Annotated in this window: 22 protein-coding genes; 8 read left to right on the forward strand and 14 right to left on the reverse strand. The window is 72.4% G+C overall.

The features are described 5' to 3' along the window. Positions 1–79: 79 nt before the first annotated feature. The 3 genes from EDD29_RS34125 to EDD29_RS34135 are packed head-to-tail and all read right to left on the reverse strand — an operon-like array spanning position 80 to position 2,389. Positions 80–811 (reverse strand): DUF3159 domain-containing protein, encoded by a 732-nt coding sequence (locus tag EDD29_RS34125; RefSeq protein ID WP_123668381.1) that lies wholly within the window; start codon positions 809–811, stop codon positions 80–82. Then, positions 808–1,185, reverse strand: coding sequence for an OB-fold nucleic acid binding domain-containing protein (locus EDD29_RS34130; RefSeq protein WP_123668382.1), 378 nt, complete (start codon positions 1,183–1,185; stop codon positions 808–810). Before EDD29_RS34130 ends, EDD29_RS34125 begins: the two co-directional genes overlap by 4 nt. A 10-nt stretch (positions 1,186–1,195) precedes the next feature. Beyond that, on the reverse strand, positions 1,196–2,389 hold the full coding sequence (locus EDD29_RS34135; protein WP_123668383.1) for an MFS transporter: 1,194 nt from the start codon (positions 2,387–2,389) through the stop codon (positions 1,196–1,198). A 99-nt stretch (positions 2,390–2,488) separates the two neighbouring features. Here EDD29_RS34135 and EDD29_RS34140 point away from each other — a divergent pair, with 99 nt between their 5' ends. Beyond that, positions 2,489–3,460, forward strand: a complete 972-nt coding sequence (locus EDD29_RS34140) for a LacI family DNA-binding transcriptional regulator (protein WP_211360089.1) — start codon at positions 2,489–2,491, stop codon at positions 3,458–3,460. 70 nt (positions 3,461–3,530) lie between these two features. Here the strand turns inward: EDD29_RS34140 and EDD29_RS34145 are convergent, their stop codons facing one another. The 3 genes from EDD29_RS34145 to EDD29_RS34155 all read right to left on the reverse strand — a co-directional run bounded on the left by EDD29_RS34145 (position 3,531) and on the right by EDD29_RS34155 (position 5,618). Continuing rightward, positions 3,531–4,334, reverse strand: coding sequence for a DUF3710 domain-containing protein (locus tag EDD29_RS34145; protein ID WP_123668385.1), 804 nt, complete (start codon positions 4,332–4,334; stop codon positions 3,531–3,533). Between the two features lie 29 nt (positions 4,335–4,363). Continuing rightward, entirely contained in the window at positions 4,364–4,828 is a 465-nt protein-coding gene (gene dut, locus EDD29_RS34150; RefSeq protein ID WP_123668386.1) for a dUTP diphosphatase, read from the reverse strand. Between the two features lie 94 nt (positions 4,829–4,922). Further along, positions 4,923–5,618, reverse strand: coding sequence for a PIG-L deacetylase family protein (locus EDD29_RS34155; protein WP_123668387.1), 696 nt, complete (start codon positions 5,616–5,618; stop codon positions 4,923–4,925). 36 nt (positions 5,619–5,654) lie between these two features. Between EDD29_RS34155 and EDD29_RS34160 the strand changes: the two genes are divergently transcribed. Then, positions 5,655–6,617, forward strand: a complete 963-nt coding sequence (locus tag EDD29_RS34160; protein ID WP_211360090.1) for a hypothetical protein — start codon at positions 5,655–5,657, stop codon at positions 6,615–6,617. A gap of 21 nt (positions 6,618–6,638) precedes the next feature. Here the strand turns inward: EDD29_RS34160 and valS are convergent, their stop codons facing one another. Next, a complete protein-coding gene (valS, locus tag EDD29_RS34165; RefSeq protein WP_123668388.1) occupies positions 6,639–9,146 on the reverse strand; it encodes a valine--tRNA ligase in 2,508 nt (835 codons plus the stop codon). 126 nt (positions 9,147–9,272) lie between these two features. On the opposite strand from valS, the gene EDD29_RS34170 reads away from it, so the two are divergent. Then, on the forward strand, positions 9,273–9,578 hold the full coding sequence (locus EDD29_RS34170; protein WP_123668389.1) for a DUF4235 domain-containing protein: 306 nt from the start codon (positions 9,273–9,275) through the stop codon (positions 9,576–9,578). Between the two features lie 48 nt (positions 9,579–9,626). Here EDD29_RS34170 and EDD29_RS34175 read toward each other — a convergent pair whose 3' ends face one another. Then, entirely contained in the window at positions 9,627–10,481 is an 855-nt protein-coding gene (locus EDD29_RS34175; protein WP_211360091.1) for a hypothetical protein, read from the reverse strand. Positions 10,482–10,516: 35 nt separating this feature from the next. Then, positions 10,517–10,813 carry a DUF4193 domain-containing protein gene (locus EDD29_RS34180; protein WP_123668390.1) on the reverse strand — a complete coding sequence of 99 codons (297 nt, stop codon included), beginning with the start codon at positions 10,811–10,813 and terminating at the stop codon, positions 10,517–10,519. Between the two features lie 568 nt (positions 10,814–11,381). Between EDD29_RS34180 and EDD29_RS34185 the strand changes: the two genes are divergently transcribed. Together EDD29_RS34185 and EDD29_RS34190 are read left to right on the forward strand one after the other, a co-directional pair. Further along, entirely contained in the window at positions 11,382–13,265 is a 1,884-nt protein-coding gene (locus EDD29_RS34185; RefSeq protein WP_123668391.1) for a serine/threonine protein kinase, read from the forward strand. Positions 13,266–13,370: 105 nt separating this feature from the next. After that, the gene (locus EDD29_RS34190) at positions 13,371–13,919 is read left to right on the forward strand and encodes a hypothetical protein (protein WP_123668392.1); all 549 of its coding nucleotides are present in this window, start codon (positions 13,371–13,373) and stop codon (positions 13,917–13,919) included. A gap of 28 nt (positions 13,920–13,947) precedes the next feature. Here the strand turns inward: EDD29_RS34190 and EDD29_RS34195 are convergent, their stop codons facing one another. Further along, positions 13,948–15,120 (reverse strand): sensor histidine kinase, encoded by a 1,173-nt coding sequence (locus EDD29_RS34195; protein WP_246053144.1) that lies wholly within the window; start codon positions 15,118–15,120, stop codon positions 13,948–13,950. Continuing rightward, on the reverse strand, positions 15,117–15,770 hold the full coding sequence (locus EDD29_RS34200; protein ID WP_123668393.1) for a response regulator transcription factor: 654 nt from the start codon (positions 15,768–15,770) through the stop codon (positions 15,117–15,119). Before EDD29_RS34200 ends, EDD29_RS34195 begins: the two co-directional genes overlap by 4 nt. A 176-nt stretch (positions 15,771–15,946) precedes the next feature. On the opposite strand from EDD29_RS34200, the gene EDD29_RS45920 reads away from it, so the two are divergent. Next, positions 15,947–16,108 (forward strand): hypothetical protein, encoded by a 162-nt coding sequence (locus EDD29_RS45920; protein WP_170201695.1) that lies wholly within the window; start codon positions 15,947–15,949, stop codon positions 16,106–16,108. Positions 16,109–16,146: 38 nt separating this feature from the next. Here the strand turns inward: EDD29_RS45920 and EDD29_RS34205 are convergent, their stop codons facing one another. The 3 genes from EDD29_RS34205 to EDD29_RS46570 are packed head-to-tail and all read right to left on the reverse strand — an operon-like array spanning position 16,147 to position 18,959. Beyond that, positions 16,147–16,953: an inositol monophosphatase family protein gene (locus tag EDD29_RS34205; protein ID WP_281280969.1), complete on the reverse strand. Its 807-nt coding sequence runs from the start codon at positions 16,951–16,953 to the stop codon at positions 16,147–16,149. Between the two features lies 1 nt (position 16,954). After that, the gene (hemH, locus tag EDD29_RS34210; protein ID WP_123668395.1) at positions 16,955–17,827 is read right to left on the reverse strand and encodes a ferrochelatase; all 873 of its coding nucleotides are present in this window, start codon (positions 17,825–17,827) and stop codon (positions 16,955–16,957) included. A 55-nt stretch (positions 17,828–17,882) separates the two neighbouring features. Continuing rightward, a complete protein-coding gene (locus tag EDD29_RS46570; RefSeq protein WP_211360092.1) occupies positions 17,883–18,959 on the reverse strand; it encodes a lytic transglycosylase domain-containing protein in 1,077 nt (358 codons plus the stop codon). Between the two features lie 79 nt (positions 18,960–19,038). Between EDD29_RS46570 and EDD29_RS34220 the strand changes: the two genes are divergently transcribed. Further along, entirely contained in the window at positions 19,039–20,262 is a 1,224-nt protein-coding gene (locus EDD29_RS34220) for an MFS transporter (RefSeq protein ID WP_123668396.1), read from the forward strand. A 23-nt stretch (positions 20,263–20,285) separates the two neighbouring features. Then, positions 20,286–21,587, forward strand: a complete 1,302-nt coding sequence (locus EDD29_RS34225; RefSeq protein WP_123668397.1) for a D-arabinono-1,4-lactone oxidase — start codon at positions 20,286–20,288, stop codon at positions 21,585–21,587. The last annotated feature ends 59 nt before the right edge of the window (positions 21,588–21,646 follow it).

Below are 21,646 nucleotides of genomic sequence, written 5' to 3' on the forward strand. Positions count from 1 at the left end.
CTGAACGGCCGCCGAGGGCGGCCGTTCGCCATTTCGGCGCGCCCCCAAGGCGGCTTCCGGCCGCCCCGGGGGCTCAGCGTCATTCTGCGGGCTTCTCCCGGTTCCGGCCTTCCCCGGTGCCCTCCAGATGCGCCGCGACGTCCTGGGCGCTCTCGTCGCCCGGGAGCGGGGTGCGGCCGCGGGCCAGCACCCAGACCATCGCGCCGAACGAGGCGACCTGGAGCGGCCAGCCCAGCGCGATCTTGGCGGTGCCCAGCCAGCCGACCATCCCGGCGAGGTAGAGCGGGTACTGCACGACCACCCGCAGGACGCACGGGAGCACCAGCAGCCAGGTCAGCTTCGCGCACAGCCTGACGATCGCCGGGTCGCGCCGCCACGCGGTCGGGTCGCCGGTCACCGAGCCGATGATGAACCCGACGACGGGCCAGCGCGCGACGATCGAGCCGATGAGCACGACCGAATAGACGGCGTTGTAGAGGATGCCCGGGAGGAAGGCGTCCTCGGCCTTGCCGGTGCGCAGCGCGAAGAACGCGGCGATGCCGATGCCGACCAGGCTGTTGAAGACGAACTGCACGGTGGAGCGCTGGAGCAGCCGGACCACGAGCAGGAGCACGGCCGAGCCGACGCCCAGCCCGACGGCCAGCTTGAGGTTGTGGCTGATCAGCCAGGCCACCGTGAACAGCACGGTGGGCACCGCGCCCTCGGCGATGCCGCGGCCGCCGCCGAGCGCCTTGGCGAGCTGGGTGCGGACCGCCGCCTCGACGGTCTGCCTGGCGTTCTCGTCCGCTTCCCTGGCCGCCTGTTCGGTCACGTGGATCCTCGGAGTTCGTAGCGGGGATTGAAGATGACCTTGCGGCCGTCCTGGAGGCTCACCAGGCCTTCGGCGCTGAGCCTTCGGCCCGGCTCGATGCCGGCGATCCTGCGCCGGCCGAGCCAGACGAGGTTCACCACGTCCGAACCGTCGTAGAGCTCGGCCTCCAAAGCGGGGGCGCCGCCTCGCGGTCGCAATGTCACCGTCCGTAGCGTACCCGCGACATGCGCGCGCCGGCGTTCGGCGCAGGAGGCGATGGGTGTCGCCCCCTCCGCGCCAGTGTCCTTCCGCAGCTCTTCCGCTTCCATCTCGGCCTTGCTCGAGGCGAGGCGGCGGAGGAAGCCGCGCAGCCCGCTGCCGGGCGCTTCGTCCATATTCCAGAGGCTACGGCAAACGCGGCCCGACCGGGGAACGGACGGTCAGCAGCCATCCGCCGGCGACGCACACGAGGACCGCGGCGAGCCCCCCGAGAGCGGAGCCCGACAGTGCGGCGACCGTGCCCGCCTCGTCCTGGATCTTCCCCGCGAGCGCCGATCCGGCCGAGACGCCGACCGTCATGAACGCGACGATCCAGGCGAACGCCTCGGTGACGGTGCCCTCCGGCGCGAGGTCGGGGACGAGACCGAAGACACAGGCCAGGATCGGCGCCAGGAAGACCCCGGAGACGTAGGCGAGGACCAGCATCAGGGGCAGGCCGGGGGTGAGGAGCAGCAGCGCGTACCCGGCGGTCAGGGCGGCGAGCATCGGCGGGATGCGGCGCGCGGGCCGCCCCGGCCATGTCCGGGCGCCGTAGACGAGCCCGCCGGTCAGGGCCCCGAGCGCGTTGGCGGCCATCAGCCAGCCGGACGCGGACTCGCTGCCGATCCCTTCCGCGTAGGCGACCATCCCCACGTTGAAGACGCCGAGGCTGAGCCCGATGAACCCGAGGGAGATCCCGATCACCACGAGGCCGGGCGAGCGCAGCGCCCCCGCCCAGTCCCCCGTCGACGGGCTTCCCCGCCAGGCCCGCGACGGCCCGGACAGCGCCACGATGAGGGTGCCCGCCAGCCCCAGGAGGGCGCACGCGTACAGAGGCGCGGTGTCGGAGACGAGGCCGGAGACGATGACCAGAACCGGCCCGAAAGTGAAGAGCAGCTCCTGCGCGGCGGCGTCCATCGCGTAGGCGGCCTGGACCTGGTCGGGCTCCTTGAGCACCTCCGGCCACAGCGCGCGGAGCCCCGGCTCCAGGGGCGGGGTGAACAGCCCCGCGACGGCGACCGCGGCGAGCGCCGCGGGCACCGCGCCGATCCCGGTCCACGCGAACGCGACGAACCCGAGGCCCGCCAGGCTCGCGGCGGCCACCAGCACCCGCGGCTGGCCGAGCCGGTCCATGAGCCGGCCGAGCACCGGCTGCCCGAACGCGGCGGCGAGGCCGTGGACGGCGGCCAGCAGTCCCGCGAGCGCCCAGCTGCCGCCTTCGTCGCGGGTGAACAGCGTGATCGCGAGCACGCCCATCCCGTTCGGGAGGCGACCCAGGAGGGTGCCGCCGAGGAGGCGGACGGCGTGGGGGGCTCGCAGCAGACTGCGATAGACGCGCATGATTCTCCCAAAAAATCCGGGCACCCGTCGGTTATACGTATCACTAGAATCAGTGATACGTATGGGGGCGGCACCGACGGATCTACTCTAAGGGGCGTGATGCCAGCACACAGTCGGCCTACGAGCAAGGACGTGGCGGCCGCGGCCGGTGTCTCCCAGTCCACGGTCTCGATGGTGCTCAGCGGCAAATGGCCAGGCCGCGTCTCCGAAGCCACCGCCCAGAACGTCCGCGACGCGGCCCAGCGCCTCGGCTACCGGCCGAACCCCGCGGCCCGCAACCTGCGGCTCGGCCGCACCCGGACGATCATGCTCGTCGTCCCCGCGATCACCGCGCCGTTCTTCGCGGCCGTCTACACCGGCGCCGCGAAGGTCGCGGTGGAGAACGGGTTCAGCCTCGTGGTGTTCCCCTGGCCCCTGGAGGCCGACGGGCCGTTCAGCGGCCCGCAGGAGGCCATCGACGGGATGCTCGCCTCCTCCATGGGCGAGAACTCCCTGGCGGGCATGCGGCGGCCGGTCCCCCTCGTCATGGTGGACAGCGATCCCGAAGGCCCGGCCCCGACCGTCAACTTCGACGTCGCGGGGGCGATCGGCGACATCGTCGCCCACCTGCGCGGCCTCGGCCACACCCGGATCGGCCACCTGGCCGCCGACATCAACGTGTGGACGTTCCGCAGCCGCGCGCTCCGGCTCGCCGAGCAGGTGCCGGAACTGGTCACCGGACGCGCCGCGATCAGCATCGCCGCGGGGTTCGAGACCGCCCTGCGGCTGCTCTCCTCCCCGGACCGCCCCACCGCCCTCGTCTGCGACGACGACACCCTCGCGGCGGGCGCCCACAAGGCGGCCCGCCACCTCGGCCTCGACGTCCCCGGCGACGTGTCGATCACCGGCTTCGACGACCTCTACTTGGCCGAGGCGCTGGAGCTGACGACGGTCCGGCTGCCCGCCGAGCGGATGGGCGAACTCGCCATGGCCCACCTCATGGACGTCCTGGAGGGCCGCCCCGCGGAGCCGGCGCTCCTGCCCGCGGAACTCGTCCTCCGGCGGTCCACCGGCGCACCCGGCCGGCGCTGAGACGACACCGAGGGCGCGGCCGGGAACTCCGGACGCGCCCTCGGGACAGGGCGTGGGGCCGAGCGACCCGTCAGCGGGTCTCGGTGATGTGGACGCCGGGCTCGAACGGGTCGAAGTCGTCGTCCGTGTCCTCCGCCTCGGCGGCCTGCTCGCCCATGGCGTTCCTGGCCTCGGCCGGCAGGTTCAGCGCCAGCGCCTCGCGCGGCGGCATCGGCTCATCGCCGCGGACCACCACGAGCTCGCTGAACACCGCGCCGAGCGGCTGGAAGGCCTCGTCGTCCTGCACCGCCTCGCCCGCGACCAGCGCGCGCACGAACCAGCGGGGGCCGTCGACGCCCAGGAAGCGCAGCGGCTGCCAGGCGAAGCCCTGGTCGATGACCTCCTGCGGGATCTGCGCGCGGACCTCGTCGGGCATCTGCTCGAGCATCTCGGCGGTGAGCTGGGCCGGGACCATCGCGCGGATCTCGGTGCCGAACGGGCCCTCGCCCTCCTGCACCTCGGCGTTCGCGTTCTGGGTCAGCTCCTCGGTGAGCTCCTTGCGCAGGTCGTCCCAGAGGCCGGAGCGCTTGGGCGCCGCGAAGACCTGGAGCTGCATGCTGCTCTGCCCCGCGATCACCGTGATCGCGACGATCTTGCCGTTGAGCGGGTTGCCCTGCGCGTCGACCTCGGTGGGCTCCAGGTTGACCTGGATCTCCAGCCCGGGACCGATCGGCACCTGGAGGGCGCCGAAGTCCAGCCGCTCCAGCTCGGTCGCCGTGCCCTCGATGGAGTCCCAAGGACCCGTCGCGGGGACGGCCTCGGTCTCCTCGACCGGGGCGGCCTCGGCCTGCTCCGCCGACGACTGCTTGTCCTGACGACGACGTCCGAAAGCCACTTTCCCTACTCCTTCGTTCGAATGCGCGCTTAGGAGTGCGCCCGCTGAGCGTATCCGCCTGTGGAGCCGAAACCATCTGCTCCGCGGGCCGATCCCGGCAGATCCGCGACTTCCACGAAAGCCGCCCGCTCCACCCGCTGGATCACCAGCTGGGCGATCCGGTCGCCGCGCGCGAGGCGGACCGTCCCGTGCCGGTCGGTGTTCAGCAGCGTCACCTTGATCTCGCCCCGGTATCCGGCGTCGACCGTGCCCGGCGCGTTGACGATCGTGACACCCAGCGTAGCCGCCAGACCGGAACGCGGATGGACAAAAGCGGCAAAGCCATTCGGGAGGGCGATGGCCAGTCCGGTCGGCACCACTTTGCGCTCGCCCGGCTCCAGCACGACGTCCTCGGCCGCGTGCAGATCCGCGCCCGCGTCGCCCGGATGGGCGTAGGACGGGGCGGGCAGTTCCGGATCGAGCCGCTTGATCAGCACCTCGACGTCACCGCGCACCGTGCGCCTCCTCTGCGGCGTGAGCCCCGTGTTCCACCCGTCGTCCTCCCAGCCGGCTTTGCGTCCAGGCGGAAACCCTACCGCCGCCGGGGCGTCACAGCCGCTCGAACGGCACGGCGTGGGCGACCCCCGCGGCCCGCCCCGCCGCCGCGACGATCGAGGTGACCATCTCGCCCTGGTCCGGCGCGCCCTCCAGGTGGGCGAGATAGACGCGGTGCGCGGCGAGCGCGCGCAAACCCGTCTCCAGGTGGTCGCCGACGTCCACGAAGTGCGCGGCCGCGGGGGAATTGGCGAACAGCGCGAACCTGACGCCGTGCCACGCGGGCTCGGGCAGGTCGCGGAACACCCACGGGTTCGACGCGTCCCGCACCGCGTCGGCGACAGCCCGCCCGAGCACCCGGTGATCGGCCATGTTGTACGTGCCGGGGCCGAACGTTTCCCGGAAGTTCAGCGACACGACCACCTCGGGCCGGTGCCTCCGGATCGCCTGGGCGAGGGCGCGGCGCAGCGGCAGGCCGTACTCCAGCATCCCGTCGGGGAAGTCGAGGAACTCCACGGTGTCCACCCCGACGAGCCTGGCCGCCTCGACCTGCTCGGCGGACCGGAGCGGGCCGACCTCCTCGGGCGGCATCGTCTGGATCCCCGCCTCGCCGCGGGTCGCGAGCACCTCCACGACCTTCTTGCCCTGCGCCGTCCACCGCGCGATCGCCATGGCCGCGCCGTATTCCAGGTCGTCGGGGTGCGCCACGATCGCGAGCGCCGACGCCCAGTCCTCCTCCACCGGCTCCATGAACCCACCCTAGACGGCGGGACTAGGGTTTCCCGGATGACCCACCTGCCCGCCCGCCGCGTGCTCGTCGCGGCCTCCCTGGCCCTGCTGACGACGGCCGCGACCGCCTGCGGCGGCGCCGGGCCGGTGCCCGCCCCCGCCGCGCCCTCCGCCGCGGCGGACTCCCCGCAGGGCTCCGCCGCGGGCTCCGGCGCGGCGCCCTCCTCCCCCGCGGCCCCCGAGGCCGAGGCGCCCGCGCCCGCCGCGCGGCCGAAGCCCGCGCCCGGCGTCTCCGCCCGCTGGGTGGTCTTCGACCGGCGGACCGGCAGGACGCTCAGCAAGAGCGGCGCGCACAAGACGCTGCGGTCGGCCTCGGTGGTCAAGCTGTTCATCGCGCTGGACTACCTCGGCCGCCGCAAGGGGAAGGTCGAGCCCGCGCACGCCGCGCGATTCGCCAAGATGCTGCGCTCCAGCGACGACGACAGCGCGACGTTCTTCTGGAACCTCGGCGGCAAGGGCGCGATCGTCACCCGGATGAAGAAGAAGATCGGCCTCGCCGACTCCGCGCCGCCGCCCGCGAGCCAGCCCGGCTACTGGGGCTACACCGCGATCAGCGCCGCCGACATCGCCGCGACCTACCGGTTCCTGCTGGACGAGGCGGCGCCGAAGGTCCGCGACACGGTCATGGGCCACCTCGGCAAGTCCACCAAGTGCGGCACCGACGGGTTCGACCAGAGCTGGGGCATCCCGTCGGCGACCAAGCGCGCGCACGCGGTGAAGCAGGGCTGGTCCGGATTCGGGCTCACCCCGCCCTACCCGTGCGCGAACGGCTCACGCTTCGTCCCGGCCGCCGGGCCCGACCTCGGGCTCGGCAGGCCGGTCCTGCACACGACCGGCACCCTCGGCGCCGAGTCCCGGTACATCGTGGTCGTGCTGACCCTCAACCCGGCGGGGGCGTCCTACCGGGTCTCGGGCCGGCGGCTGACCGAGCTCACCAAGGAACTCATCAAGGGCCTGTGAGGTGTCGAACGGGCCTGACCGCTAGGCGAGCACGACCTCGGCCGTCACGCCCTCCCCTTCGGACTCGGCGACGGAGAGGTCGGTGATGACGCCCGCCGCCGCGAGGTCGCCGCGCGCGACCAGGCCGGCGTCGGCGCCGCGCAGCACCGCTCCCGCGACCTCGGCGCGCATCGACGCCCCGGCCGTCGACTTGGCCTTGCGGACCTGCGACAACGCCTCGGCGGTGGCGGTGAGCACTCGCACGTCGCCGCCGCGCTCGCCCGGCTCCGGCCAAGGCGCGCGGTGCACCGAGCCCTCCTTCCACCACGACCAGACCTCTTCGGTGGCGAAGGGCAGGAACGGGGCGAAGAGCCGGAGCAGGGTGTCCAGCGCGCTGCGCAGGGCCGAGCGCGCGGCGGCCGACGCCGGCCCCTCGCCGTAGGCGCGCTGCTTGACCAGCTCCAGGTAGTCGTCGCAGAACTGCCAGAAGAAGCGCTCGGTGACGTTCAGGGCCCGCGTGTAGTCGTAGTCCTCGAACGCGGCGGTCGCCTCGGCGACGACGTCGGCCAGGCCGGTCAGCATCGCGCGGTCCAGCGGCGTGAGCGCCTCGGGATCGGCCTCACCGGGCAGCCCCAGCACGAACTTCGAGGCGTTCAGCACCTTGGTCGCCAGCCGGCGGCCGACCTTGATCTGCGCGGTGTCGAACGCGGTGTCCGTGCCCGGCCTGCCGTTGGCCGCCCAGTACCGGACGGCGTCGGAGCCGAACTGCTGGAGCAGCCCGAGCGGCGTCACGACGTTGCCCACGGACTTGGACATCTTCTTGCGGTCGGGGTCGAGGATCCAGCCCGACAGCGCCGCGTTCGTCCAGGGCAGCGAGCCGAACTCCAGCTCGCTGCGCACGACCGTCGAGAACAGCCAGGTGCGGATGATGTCGTGCGCCTGCGGCCGCAGGTCGAACGGGAAGACGCGGGCGAACAGGTCGGCGTCGTCGGTCCAGCGGCCCGCGATCTGCGGGGTGAGCGAGGACGTCGCCCAGGTGTCGAAGATGTCGGGATCGGCGGTGAAGCCGCCCGGCACGTCGCGCCGCCCGGCCTCGTAGCCCTCGGGCACGTCGGTGGACGGGTCGACGGGCAGCAGCGCCTCGTCCGGCACGAGCGGCGTGTCGTAGCGGGGCTCGCCCGCGTCGTCCAGCGGGTACCAGACGGGGATCGGCACGCCGAAGAAGCGCTGGCGCGACACCAGCCAGTCGCCGTTCAGGCCCTCGACCCAGTTCTCGTACCGCGTGCGCATGTAGGCGGGATGCCACGAGATCCGCCGGCCCGCCTCGACGAAGCGGCGGCGCAGTTCCTCGTCGCGGCCGCCGTTGCGCACGTACCACTGCCGGGTCGTGACGATCTCGAGCGGCTTGCTGCCCTTCTCGTAGAAGCTCACCGGGCGCGTCACGGGCTTGGGGTCGCCGTCGAGGTCGCCGGAGGCGCGCAGCATCTCCACGATCCGCTCGCGCGCGCCGTGCAGGGTCTTGCCCGCCAGCTCCGCGTACGGCCCGACGGGGACGCCCGCGGGCGCCTCGGGCGCGATCCGCCCGTCCCGTCCGACGACGGCCCTGATCGGCAGGTCGAGCTCGCGCCACCAGACCACGTCGGTGGTGTCGCCGAACGTGCAGACCATGACCAGGCCGGACCCCTTCTCGGGGTCGGCGAGCCGGTGCGCGACGACCGGCACCTCGACGTCGAAGAGCGGGGTGCGCGCGGACTTGCCGAACAGCGGCTGGAACCGCGCGTCATCGGGGTGCGCGACCAGCGCGACGCAGGCGGGCAGCAGCTCCGGCCGGGTCGTCTCGACGTGCAGGGGGCCCTCCGGCCCCTGGAAGACCAGCCGGTGGAACGCCCCGGCCTGATCGCGGTTCTCCAGCTCGGCCTGCGCGACCGCGGTCCGGAAGGTCACGTCCCACAGGGTCGGCGCCTCGGACAGATAAGCCTCCCCGCGCCTCAGATTGCGCAGGAACGCCCGCTGGGACGCGGCCCTGGCCCGAGTGCCGATCGTGGTGTACAGGTGGCTCCAGTCCACGGACAGGCCCACCCGGCGCCACATCTCCTCGAACGCCTTCTCGTCCACCTCCGTCAGCCGCTCGCACAGCTCGATGAAGTTCCGGCGGCTGACCGGGATCTGGTTCTTGCCGGGCTTCTCCGGCGGCTCGAACGACGGGTCGTAGGGCAGCGACGGATCGCAGCGCACCCCGAAGTGGTTCTGCACCCGGCGCTCGGTCGGCAGGCCGTTGTCGTCCCAGCCGATCGGGTAGAACACCTCCTTGCCGCGCATCCGCTGGAACCGCGCGACGGTGTCGGTGTGCGTGTAGGAGAACACGTGCCCGACGTGCAGCGACCCGCTGACGGTCGGGGGCGGCGTGTCGATCGAATAGACCTGTGCGCGGTCCTTCGTCCGGTCGAACGCGTAGGTGCCCTCGCGGTCCCAGACGGCTACCCACTTGTCCTCCAGGCCGTCGAGGGTGGCCCTTTCAGGGATGGCGCGGGTGCGTGGCGTCTCGGTCATCCGCCAAGGATAGGGATGCCGGGCGGAGAAGGCGCGTTGATTACCGCAGCCCTGGGGCCCGGCCCGCGATCGCGATAGCGTCGGGACCGCGGCGGACGACGCCGCACAAGCGAGGAAGGGGCGACGATGGCGCAGAAGCCGGACGTCGGCTGGAAGATCTTCGCCGGCATCACGGGGATGGCCGGCGGACTTGCGGCGCGCAAGTCACTGGAGCTGATCTGGCGCAAGGGGACCGGGCGCAAGCCCCCGGTCAACCCCGAGTCCCCGGACGTCGGCCTCGCCGAGGCGCTGGGCTGGGCCGTGCTCATCGGTGTCGGCATGGAGGTCACCCGGGTGCTCGTGACCCGGCTCGCGGTCAGGCAGTGGGAGCACACCACCGGGGCGCTCCCCGCCCACCTGGCGAAGCTCAAGGACGAGCTGACGAACGACTGACCGGCACGGTCCGCGCGGGACGGGTGTGCCGCCCGTACCCGCGCGCTCCTAGTCCTCGTCCCCGGGAGGGGGGCCTGGCGGCGGAAGCTGGGGATGCCCGCCACCGAGATGCTTGTGCGGCTCGCGCGGCACGCCCCTCGCGAGGGTCCCGTAGCGCGCCAGGTCGTCCCTGACCTTCTCGGCGAGCTTCTTGGTGGCCGCCCGGTTGAGCGTCCCTCCGGCGACCGCTCCGGTGAGGAACGGGCCGAGGGTCGTCATGTGCCTCCCCACGACGCCCAGCATCCGTTTTCGCAGCGCGGCCTTGGCCGCGCCGCCGAGCCCGACGCTGAGCGAGCCGGAGTCCATCGGGTTGACGCCGCGCTGCTTCGCCCAGGCCAGCGCGTACGTCATGGTCCGCTCGGAGGTCCCGCCCTGGACCTGGACCCCGTGCACCTCGTGGAGCTCGGCGATCATCTTGGTCTCGATCGCCGCCACGACGAGGGTCTCGGCGACGATCTGGGCGGGCGCCGTGAGCAGCAGCGGCGGCGCCGCGAACTGCACGGCCGCGAGCGCGCCGCCGGCCGCGCCCACCGCCGTCGTCCGGTTCACCGCGCCGCGCACCAGCTCGTCGGCCAGCGCCTCGGCGCTGAGCCCCGGATGGTGCGCCCGCAGCGTCTCCAGGTCGCGCATCGGGATGCGGGGGGCGACTTCGGCGAACACGTCGGCGAGCCAGCGCCCGCCCGCGAGCCCCTTGACCCCGGCGCGCCTCGCGCTGGAGCCCAGGAGCTGGGCGAGCCGCCCGAGCAGCCGCCCCCTGGTCGTCTTGTCCAGCTCCTCCGTGCCGGACAGACGACCGATCAGCTCACCTATCTCGTGTTCTTCCTCGCCCTGCGGGGGCTCGGGACGGTCGCCCTCGCTGGTCATCCCGTCCTCTCCTCCTCGGGTCCGTCCGCGGCGGGTCAGGCCGCGCACTCCGTGCAGACCGGCTCGCCGTTCTTCTCCTTGGCGAGCTGGCTGCGGTGGTGCACCAGGAAGCAGCTGCTGCACGTGAACTCGTCGGCCTGCTTGGGCACGACCTTGAACGACAGTTCCTCGTTCGACAGGTCCGCGCCCGGCAGCTCGGCGACCTCGCCGGCGTCCAGGTCCTCGTCGATGATGCCGGCGGACTTGTCGGTCCGCCGGGCCTGGAGCTCCTGGAGGCTGTCCTCGCCCAGGTCGTCGTCGGTCTTGCGCGGGCTGTCGTAGTCGGTGGCCATCTCTCTCCATCCCCCTCTTGGCCTTACCGGGCTCCCGCCCGGAGGCTCCGTAGTCCTCTATATGCACCCCGTCGCGCGGAAGTAACGCACGGGACGCCGTTCTTGTGCCCGATCCGGGCGGGAAATTCTGTCACGGTTTGCGACCTCCGACACACATGCCGCTACCGCCACTCCGATGCGGCAGCGCACGACGTGAGCGCCTCCGCCGACTCCCGTCCGGAAGAACGGTCGGCAGCTACGGATAGTCCCCGTGGCTGCGCCCACCGCGGGCGGGATCATACCTGGGAAGAACGGGTCCATGAGTCACGACGTGACCATCCAGGGAGAAAAACTCCCTGCGAATCACCGTATGTGGCGAACAACACCCAGGATCCGGCCATCGGAGACCAGTAAAGAGGCGCGCGGCGACCGGGACGGCGGTGAGACCGAAGTCCCGGCCCCACTCGTCCTCTACCCCTGCAAAGGGCCAGAAGTACAGAGAGATCTCATAGTTCTGACTCACGCGATATCGTCGCCGCATCGCCGCCGCCGATGCGCGTGGGGATTGAGCTGACCTGGGAGGGGTCGCATGCCGAAGTACGCTCCACTGGAGCAGGGTGACCCGACCGCGCTCGGTTCCTACGAGGTGGTCGGACGCCTCGGAGCCGGGGGGCAGGGCGCCGTCTACCTGGGCCGCACGACCGACGGCCACCTCGTCGCGATCAAACTGCTGCACGCCCAGATGAACACCGACCCCCAGGCTCGCGCCAGATTCGTGCGGGAGGTCGCCGCCGCGCAGAAGGTCGAGCCGTTCTGCACCGCCAGGATCATCGAGGCGCAGGTCGACGGCGACTCCCCCTATGTGGTGAGCGAGTACATCGAGGGCCCGTCGCTGCACGAGCTGGTCGCCCAGGGCGGCCCCCGGCCCGCGCAGGAGCTGAACCTCCTCGCGATCGGCATGCTGACGGCCCTCGCCGCGATCCACGAGGTCGGCATCGTGCACCGCGACTTCAAGCCCAACAACGTGCTGATCGCCGCCGACGGCCCCCGGGTCGTCGACTTCGGCATCGCCAGGACCGTCAACTCCCAGGAGAGCGCGGTCACCGCGACCGGCATGGTCGTCGGCACCCCCGGCTACCTGGCGCCCGAGCAGCTCACCGGCGCGCCGCTGCAGGCCGCGGTCGACATCTTCGCGTTCGGCGCCACCATGGTCTTCGCCGCCACCGGGCAGTCGCCCTTCGAGGCCGAGACCCTGCCGGTGATCATCAACCGGATCCTCAACGAGGAGCCGGACCTGTCGGGGCTGCCGCCCGAGCTGCGCCCGCTGATCGGCCGCTGCCTGGCCAAGGACGCGACCCAGCGGCCCTCGGCCCTGGACGCCCTGCTGGAGCTGGTCCCGCAGCCCGGCGCCGCGCCCGCCTCGGCCACCCAGCGCGAGGAGCTGCTGAACCAGGGCACCCGGATCGCCGCGCAGCTCCCGGCCCCGCCGCCCCCGCGCACGCCGACCCCCGCCCCGTTCGTCTCGCCCGCGCAGCCCTACGCGGCGGCTCCCGGCCCGGCGAGCCCGCCCGCCTACACGCCGCCGCCGCAGTCCTACCCGGGCGCGATCAGCGCGCAGCCGGGCCCGCCGACCCCGCCGCCGCTCCAGCACTCGGCCTTCCAGCCCGGCCTCCAGCAGGGGCCGCAGCAGCCTCCGCAGCAACCGCCGATGGGCTACCCCCAGCAGGGCGGCCCGTTCACGCCGCCGCCGCAGTACCCCCAGTCCCCGCAGGTCCCGCGGCCCTACGCCCCGCAGCAGGGCTTCGCGCCCCAGCCGGGCTTCCCGCCCGCGCCGCCGTACCCGGGCCCGCCGCGCAAGTCCAACGGCGCGGTGATCGCCGCGATCGCGGGCTCGGTGGTGGTCATCCTGATCCTGGCCATCGCGATCATCATCGCCGCGCTGCCCGACTCGGAGCCGACCACCCCGACGGTCCAGCCCACCAGCCAGGCGCCGCTCGACCCCGGCACGGACGACGACACCGACACCGACACCGATTCGGGCGACACCTCCACCGGCGACGTCGACTGCGGCGACACGGCCGACACGACCTTCTGCAAGGACTACGCGGGCACCTGGACGGGCCAGGTCAACCAGACCAAGCCCGAGAGCGCGACGTACAACGTGCGGCTGACCATCGACGAGGGCTCCTCCACCGGCAGCATCACCTACAGCAACGGTCCCAACGACGACACCACCTGGTCGTGCTCGGGCACCCTGACCTTCCTGCACCACCCGAACGGCTCGGTCTGGAAGACCGTCGTCCGGGAGCAGATCACCGAGAAGAACGCGGCCAAGTGCCCCGACCAGACCTACAACGAGCTGTTCCCCAAGGACAACGGCACCGAGATGTTCCTCACCAAGTTCAACACCGAGGCCGAGGCCACCGACGGCAGCGGCGACTTCGTCTTCATCGGTACGCTGGCCCGCCAGTAACGTCCCGTCCCCCCGCCCGAAGGACGCCGCGTGTACCCTCCGCCCTCTGGACAGCCCCCGTACGGCTCCCCGCCCCCGTTCCAGGGGCCTCCGCCCAGGCGCGGGGTGTCACCGGTCCTGGTCGTGCTCGGCTCCGCGGTCGCCGTCATCGCCGTCATGGCCGCCGTCCTCGTCGTCCTGCTCACGCGCGACGACGAGGGCGGCGGGACGCCGACGCCGACCGGGCCCGCCGCGGCGGGCTTCGAGGCCGACTACGCGGGCACCTGGTCCGGCGAGGTCATCCAGATCAAGCCGAGCTCGGCGAAGTACCTCGTGGTCGTCGTGGTCACCGAAGGCTCCCCCACCGCGACGATCAAGGTCACCAGCGAGCCCGGCGCGAACACCGCGTTCTCCTGCTCGGGGACCCTGACGTTCCTGCACCACACGCCCAAGTACGAGTTCAAGTCGGTCGTCCAGGAGAGCATCACCGACAACCAGGGCGGCGCGACCTGCGACGCCATCTCGTACTCGACGCTGTTCCCCGACCCCGACAACAGCGGCGGCGCGAGCGACGGCATGTACTACAAGAACTACTTCAACCAGTCGGCCGCCGACGCCGACGAGGACCACAACGCCATCGGCGAGCTCAAGCGCCAGGCGGGCGCGGCGGCCTGACCGCGGGCCGCCCGGGGCCCCGGCCGCGTCAGCGGGGCTGGGGCTGGAGCGGCAGCCGCACGGTGATGATGAGGCCGCCGCCCGGCCTCGGGCTCGTCACCACGGTCCCGCGGTGCGCGTTGACCACCGAGCGCACGATGGACAGGCCGAGCCCCGCGCCCTTGGCCGACTCGATCCGGTCGCTGTTGAGCCGCCGGAAAGGCTCGAAGAGCCGGTCGATCTCGTAGGCGGGGATCACCGGGCCCGAGTTCTCCACCTGGCAGGCCGCGGCGCCGTCCAGCACCCCGGTGCGCAGGAAGACCTCGCCGCCCTCGACGTTGTGCTTGAGCGCGTTGTCGACGAGGTTGGCGATCAGATGCTCCAGCAGGACGGGGTCGCCGACGGTGTCCGCCGAGGTCAGCTCGGTGTTCAGGGTGACGTCCGGACGCTCGGCCTCGGGGCGCTTGCGGACGGACTCGAGGACGGTGTCGGCGACCTCCTTCAGGTCGACGACCTTGCGGGTGGTCAGCTCCCGCTCGCTGCGCGCCAGCAGCAGCAGCCCCTCGATGAGCCGCTCGTGCCTGGCGTTGGTGGCCAGCAGGGTCTTGCCGACCGTCATCATGTCCGGGGACACCTCGGGGTCGGTGAGCGCGACCTCCAGCAGGGTCCGGTTGATCGCCAGCGGGGTGCGCAGCTCGTGCGAGGCGTTGGCGACGAACCTGCGCTGGGAGTCGAACGCCTCGCTGAGCCGGACGAGCATCGCGTCGAACGTGTCGGCGAGCTCCTTGATCTCGTCCTCGGGGCCCTCCAGCGCGATCCGCTCGTGCAGGGTGCTCTCCGAGAGCCGCCGCGCGGCCGCGGTGATCGCGTGCAGCGGGGCGAGCGCCCGGTCGGCGACGATGTAGCCGAGGACGAGGGCCATCAGGCCGACCCCGAACAGCGCGAACACCATCCGCTTGACGAGCTGGGCCAGCATGCCCGTGCGCAGGTCGTCGACCGGGACCGTGGTGTAGGAGTACCCGTCCGCGGACCGGTAGGTGAGGTCGCTGCCCGGCCGGAGCACGTCGCTGAACGACTGGCCGACGAACACGTAGGTGACCGCCATGAGCAGGCAGCCCGCGAAGAAGAACAGGACGCCATAGAGCAAGGTGAGCCGCAGCCTCACGCTGACCCGCCTCGGCAGCTCCCGCAGGTCCTTGAACAGGGTCTTCGGGGACGTCACAGCCGGTACCCCACGCCCGGGACCGTCTCGATGACGGGCGGGTCGCCGAGCTTCTTGCGCAGCGTCATCATGGTGACGCGCACCACGTTGGTGAACGGGTCGATGTGCTCGTCCCAGGCCTTCTCCAGGAGCTGCTCGGAGCTCACCACCACGCCGTCGGCGGCCAGCAGCACCTCGAGGACGGCGAACTCCTTGCGGGTCAGCTCGACGGGGTGGCCGTCGCGGGACACGGTGAAGCGGCCCGCGTCGAGTTCGATCCCGGCGCGGGTGAGGACCGGCGGCACCGGGGTGGCGACGCGGCGGCCGAGCGCGCGCACCCGGGCGATCAGCTCCTTGAACGCGAACGGCTTGGGCAGGTAGTCGTCGGCGCCGAGGTTGAGCCCGTCGACCTTGTCCTCCAGCTCGCCCGCCGCGGTCAGCATGAGGATCCGGGCGCCGTACCGCTCGGCGACGAGGGTGCGGCACACGTCGTCGCCGTGCACCTTCGGCAGGTCCCGGTCCAGCACGATCACGTCGTACTCGTTGATCCCCGCGCGTTCCAGCGCGCCCGCCCCGTCATAGGCGATGTCGACGGCCATCGCCTCACGGCGCAGTCCCGTGGCGATCGCGTCGGCCATGACCCGTTCGTCCTCGACGACCAGCACTCGCACCTTCGGCTCCTCTTTCTCCCCGCCGCGACCTGCCGCGACCTCTCCGTTATGCCACAGACCCGGTAAGCGACCGGTAAGCGAAGCCCCGATGACCGAGGCTGAAATTCTCTGTGGGTAAAGGTTTAGACCAGTCTTGCCGGGGGGTAGGGAGGGTCTGACCCGGAAGGACCATGCCCATGAGCGAGCTGAACGAGACGATCCAGCAGCGGTTGAAGGACGCCTACGCCTCCCTCCAGGCCGCCACGAGGGACGGTGACGTCTACCTCGCCGACCTGCGCCAATCGGAGATCGACGAGCTGCGGCGCATCGCCGACGCCCACGACCTCCCCACTCGCTGACCCCCCAGTTCCCTCGAGCCTCCCGGTCACGGGACGGCTCAGTCCCTCGCGGGGCCGAGCGGCGCCAGCAGATCGTGCAGCGGGCCGAACAGTTCGGCACCGGCCGCGATCGTCAGCTCGTTCCCCGCGGGGGCCCCATCGAGGCCGCCCACCCGGCCGCCCGCCTCGATGACGATCAGGCTCCCCGCCGCGATGTCCCAGTGGTGCACGCCGCGCTCGTAGTACCCGTCGAGCCGGCCCGCCGCGACCTGGCACAGGTCGATCGCCGCCGCCCCGTTCCTGCGGATGTCCCGGACGTTCGGCAGCACCCCGGCCAGCACCCGCGCCTGGGCCGCCCGCCGCGCGGCCTCGTAGCCGAAGCCCGTCGCCACCAGCGCCTTCTGGAGCGGCACCCCTGACGTGCAGCGGATCGGCTCGCCGTTCAGGAAGGCGCCGCCGCCGCGGACCGCGGTGAACGTCCAGCCGCGGCGCGGCACCTCGACCACGCCCGCGACGGCGGCCCCGTCGACCTCGGCCGCGATGCTCACCGCCCAGTCCGGCAGGTCGTACAGGTAGTTGACGGTCCCGTCGATCGGGTCGACGACCCAGCGCACGCCGGTGGAGCCCGCGGTGTCCCCCTCCTCCTCGCCGAGGAAGGCGTCCCCGGGCCGGGCCGCGCCGATCCGCGCACGGACGAGCCGCTCGGCCGCCCGATCCATCTGGGTGACGACGTCGGTGGCGCTCGACTTGGTCGCGACCACGTCGGGGCCGCCCGCCGGGCGCTCGTCGATCAGCATCCGCCCGGTCTCGCGGGCGGTGGCGACGGCCAGGTCGAGGAGCGCGAGGTGATCCGGGTCCGCCGTCACGTCAGAGCCTTTCGAGCAGGTCGCGGGCGAGGGGTGCGAGCGCGATCCCGGGGGTGGCCGCGCGGACGAGGCGCAGGCCCAGTTCGGCGGCGAGGTCGCGGGCCTCCACGTCAAGGTCGTAGAGGACCTCCATGTGGTCGGACACGAAGCCGATCGGCACGAGGACGACGTCGGTGACGCCCCGGGCGTGCAGCGCCCTCAGGTGGTCCAGGACGTCGGGCTCCAGCCAGGGCTGGGTGGGCGGGCCGCTGCGGCTCTGGTAGACGAGATCGAAATCACCGGACGCGCCGGACGCGGCGTGGACGCGACGGGCCACCTCGTGCAGCTCCGCCTCGTAGTCCGGGCGGCCAGGCTGCCCCAGCGGGACGCTGTGCGCGGTGAACACCAGCCGCGCCTCGGGGAGCTGGGCGAGCGCCTTCCCCGTCGCCTCGGTGAACGCGCCGACGAAGCCCGGCTCCAGGCAGTACGGGGGCAGCTTGGTGATCTCGGGCGCGCCGGGGACGGCCTCCCGGGCGCGGTCGATGTCCTCCTGGTACTGGCCGGAGGAGGAGTAGCCGCTGTAGGCGGAGGTGACGAACGCCACGGCCGAGGTGATCCCGTCGGCCTTCATCTCCGCGACGGTGTCGGCGAGGTAGGGCGCCCAGTTCCGGTTGCCCCAGTAGACGGGGACGTCGACGAGCTTCTCGAGCTCGGCCTTCAGCTCCCGGCAGTGGCCGTTGATCGGGCTGACGCCGCCGAAGAGGTGGTAGTGCTCGGCGACCGCCTCGAGCCTTGCGCGCGGGACGTTCCGACCCCGCGTGACGTTCTCCAGGAAGGGCATGACGTCCTCGGGGCCCTCCGGGCCGCCGAAGGAGACCAGCAGCAACGCGTCCATGGGATCAGCCTATGAGACCGGCCGCCGGGGAGCGGACCGGCCCGGCCGGGCCCGCCTAGGCGAACTTCCTGGCGTAGGCGTCGGCGAGGGCCAGGACCTCCTGGACGTACCAGTCCGCGTGGTTGTAGGCGAAGACGGCCTTGTACAGGTCCTTCTGGGCGCCCGCCGCGCACAGGTACCCGGCGGCCGCGGGGATCGCGTCGAACGGGCTCATGATGTCGGCCTTGCCGTCGCCGTCCCCGTCCGTGCCGTAGCTCTGCCAGGTCGCGGGCATGAACTGCATCGGGCCGAGCGCACCCGCGCTGGACGGGCCGACGTTCGTGCCGTGGTCGCTCTCCACCTGGCCGATCGCGGCGAGGACCGTCCAGGACAGGCCGGGGCAGGCCGTCGCCGCGCGCTTGTACAGGTCGAGGTAGCTGCCCGCCGTGCCGGCCCGGTCCGCGGTGTGCAGGTTCATCACCTCGGCCTTCTTGCCGAGGATCGCGCGGATCTTCTTCACCAGCGTCGCGGGCTTGACGCCCGGCGCGTTCACCAGCACGGCGACGGACGGCACGAGGCCCATCCTCGTCCCGGTCTCCGGCGGCACCAGGACGTCCACGCCGGGCAGGCCCAGGGGCGCGGTGCCGCCCAGCGCGACGGACGGCGCCTCGCCCCCGGCGAGGCGGTAGGTCGCGCCGAGGGAGAGCCCCAGGTCGTCGGCCGCCGTGGACGCGGCCACGAACCTCCCTCCGGCCAGGGCGGTCCACAGCGCCTGGCTCTCGGCGGTGACCGGCGGCGTCCAGGACCGGAACTCCGACGGGTCCACCGCCAGGACGTCGACGCGCTTCCCCTCCAGGGTGACCGCCCCGCCCGCCACGGTGATCACGTCGGCCACCTTGGCGATCTTCCTGATCCGGTCGACCTGGGCGGCGCCGGCCCCTGCGGGCACGACGGCCAGGACGTCGGGCACGACGACCCGCTCCAGCGCGGCGACGACCGGCGCGGCGGGGGCGGAGGGCGCCCCCGCGGAGAGCGCGGCGGGGCTTGACGGCTCCTCGACGGCCCCCAGCCGGATCGCCGCCCACACCGCGACGGCGGTCACGGCGAGGACGGCGACGGAGGCCACGGCGGTCACCAGGCGGTCTTTGCGCACCCCGGAAGGCTAGCGCCGGAGGGCGACCACATGGCATTTACGGACGACAGGTACGGTTTCCGATTCGGGGGTGTATCTCATGGCCAATCCGTACCGGGCGCTGTTCGAACTGCCCGGCGCGCGATCATTCGTGCCCGCGAGCTTTGTGGGCCGGATGGCCATGTCGATGCTCGGGATCGGCATCGTGCTCATGGTCACAGGCACGCACGGCGGCTACGCGCTGGCCGGCGCGGTGGCGGCGACCACACAGGTCGCCTACGCGATCGCCTCCCCGATGATCGCCCGGCTGATCGACCGGCACGGGCAGCGCCGCGTCCTGGTGCCGCTGGTCTCGGCGAACGCGGTCGCGATGACCGGGCTGATCCTCTGCGCCGAACTCGGCGCGGCCGCCTGGACCCTGTTCGCGACGGGCGTCCTGGTCGGCATGACCTCGCCGTCGATGGGGGCGCTGGTCCGGGCGCGCTGGTCGCACCTGCTGGCCCCGGAGAACAGGCCGCCCCTGGGCACCGCCTTCGCCATGGAGTCGGTACTGGACGAGCTGGTCTTCATCACCGGTCCGCCGCTGGCGACGGCGCTGGCGACCGGGGTCGTCCCGGCGGGCGGCCTGGTCGCGGCGGGGCTGTTCACCCTCGTCGGGGGCCTCGCCTTCGCGGTCCAGACCCGCACCCAGCCTCCGGCCTCCCCGGGACGGCGCGGCGGGCGCACCGCCCTGGCCTACCCGGGCGTGCCGGGGATGGCGCTGGTCTTCCTCTCCCTGGGCCTCGTGTTCGGCGCGGTCGAGGTGAGCGCGATCGCCTTCGCCGACGAGCAGGGCAGCAAGGGCCTGTCGGGCCTCGTGCTCGCGTGCTTCGCCGCGGGCAGCGGCGTCGCGGGCCTCTGGTACGGCGCGCGGACCTGGGTGTGGCCGCTCGCGCGGCGCTTCCGCCTGGGCCTCGGGCTGTTCGCGCTCGGCCTGGTGCCGGTCACCCTGGTGGAGAGCCTGCCGGTGATGATGGCGGTGATCTTCTTCGCGGGGCTCGCGATCTCCCCGACGATCATCCCGGCCTACGGGGTGCTGGAGCGCCTGGTGCCGGAGGGCCGGCTGACCGAGGGGCTGACCTGGGCGTCGACCGCGGTCGGGCTGGGCGTGGCGGGAGGCGCGTCGGCCGCAGGCGCGATCATCGACTCCCACGGCTCGGGCCCGGCGTTCGCGTTCGCCCTCGCGGCGGGGATCGCGGGCGCCCTGATGGGCCTCGCCGTCGTGGCGCGGCTGAAAACCGTGTCACGGTTCGATAACGACGGCAAACGCGAACTTTCTTCATAATCGGCGTCCACTACCCTCCTTCCATGTCTGTGGAAACCTGGCGCAACTGGGCGGGCAACGAGAAGTCCGTCCCCGCCCGCGTCGTCACCCCCCGCTCGACCGAGGAGGTCGCGGCGGCGGTCCGCGCGGCCGCCGCGGACGGGCTGGCGATCCGGATGCCCGGCACCGGGCACTCCTTCACCGGCGTGGCGCTCACCGACGGCGTGCTGCTGCGCCCGTCCGGGCTCACCGGGGTGCGGTCCATCGACACCGCCACCGGCCTCGTCACCGCCGAGGCGGGGCTGCCGCTCTGGCGGCTCAACCAGATCCTCGCCGAGCACGGCCTGGCCCTCGCCAACATGGGCGACATCCAGGAGCAGACGATCGCCGGGGCCAGCCAGACCGGCACCCACGGCACCGGCCGAGACCACGCGGGCCTCGCCTCGCAGATCGCCGGGCTCGAACTCGTCCTCGCCGACGGATCGGTCGTGACCTGCTCGGCGACCGAGCGGCCCGAGCTGTTCGACGCCGCCCGCGTGGGCCTCGGCGCGCTCGGCGTCGTCACCGCCATCACCTGGCGGACCGTCCCCTCGTTCCTCCTGTGCGCCCGGGAGGAGCCGATGGCCTGGGACGAGGTCCTCGGTCGCGTCGACGAGCTGGAAGCCGACAACGAGCACTTCGAGTTCTACTGGTTCCCGCACAGCGAGGGCTGCCTGACCAAGCGCAACAACCGGGTCGAGGGCCCGCGCGACCCGCTGCCGAAGTTCAAGGCGTGGCTCGACGACGAGTTCATCTCCAACAAGGTCTTCGGCGTCGCCCAGGGCCTCACCCGCAGGATGCCCTCGACGATCGGCCCCATCAACGGGATCTCGGCCAAGCTGCTGGGCGCGCGCACCTTCACCGACACCTCGCACGAGGTCTTCACCAGCTCCCGGACCGTCCGGTTCAAGGAGCAGGAGTACGCGATCCCGCGCGAGCACCTCGTCCCCGCGCTGCGCGAGATCCGCGCGGCGTTCGACCGGCGCGGCTGGCGGATCAGCTTCCCCATCGAGGTCCGGCTGCTGCCCGCCGAGGACGCCTGGCTGTCCATGGCGCACGACCGGCGCTCGGCCTTCATCGCCGTGCACGTCTACCACCGCAACGACCACAAGGCGTACTTCGAGGGCGTCGAGGAGATCCTGACCGCCTTCGAGGGGCGTCCGCACTGGGGCAAGATGCACACGCGCGACGCCGCCTACCTGGAGACGGTCTACCCGCGTTTCGGCGACTTCACGAAGCTGCGTGACGAACTCGACCCCGACCGGCTCTTCCGCAACGCCTACCTGCGCCGCGTGTTCGGAGCGTAGCGACCCCCCTTCCGCCCTCCGGACATGAACGCCTCCGGAACATAAGCCGCGAAACCCCA

The organism is Actinocorallia herbida, from assembly GCF_003751225.1.
In the GTDB taxonomy this organism is placed as follows: domain Bacteria; phylum Actinomycetota; class Actinomycetes; order Streptosporangiales; family Streptosporangiaceae; genus Actinocorallia; species Actinocorallia herbida.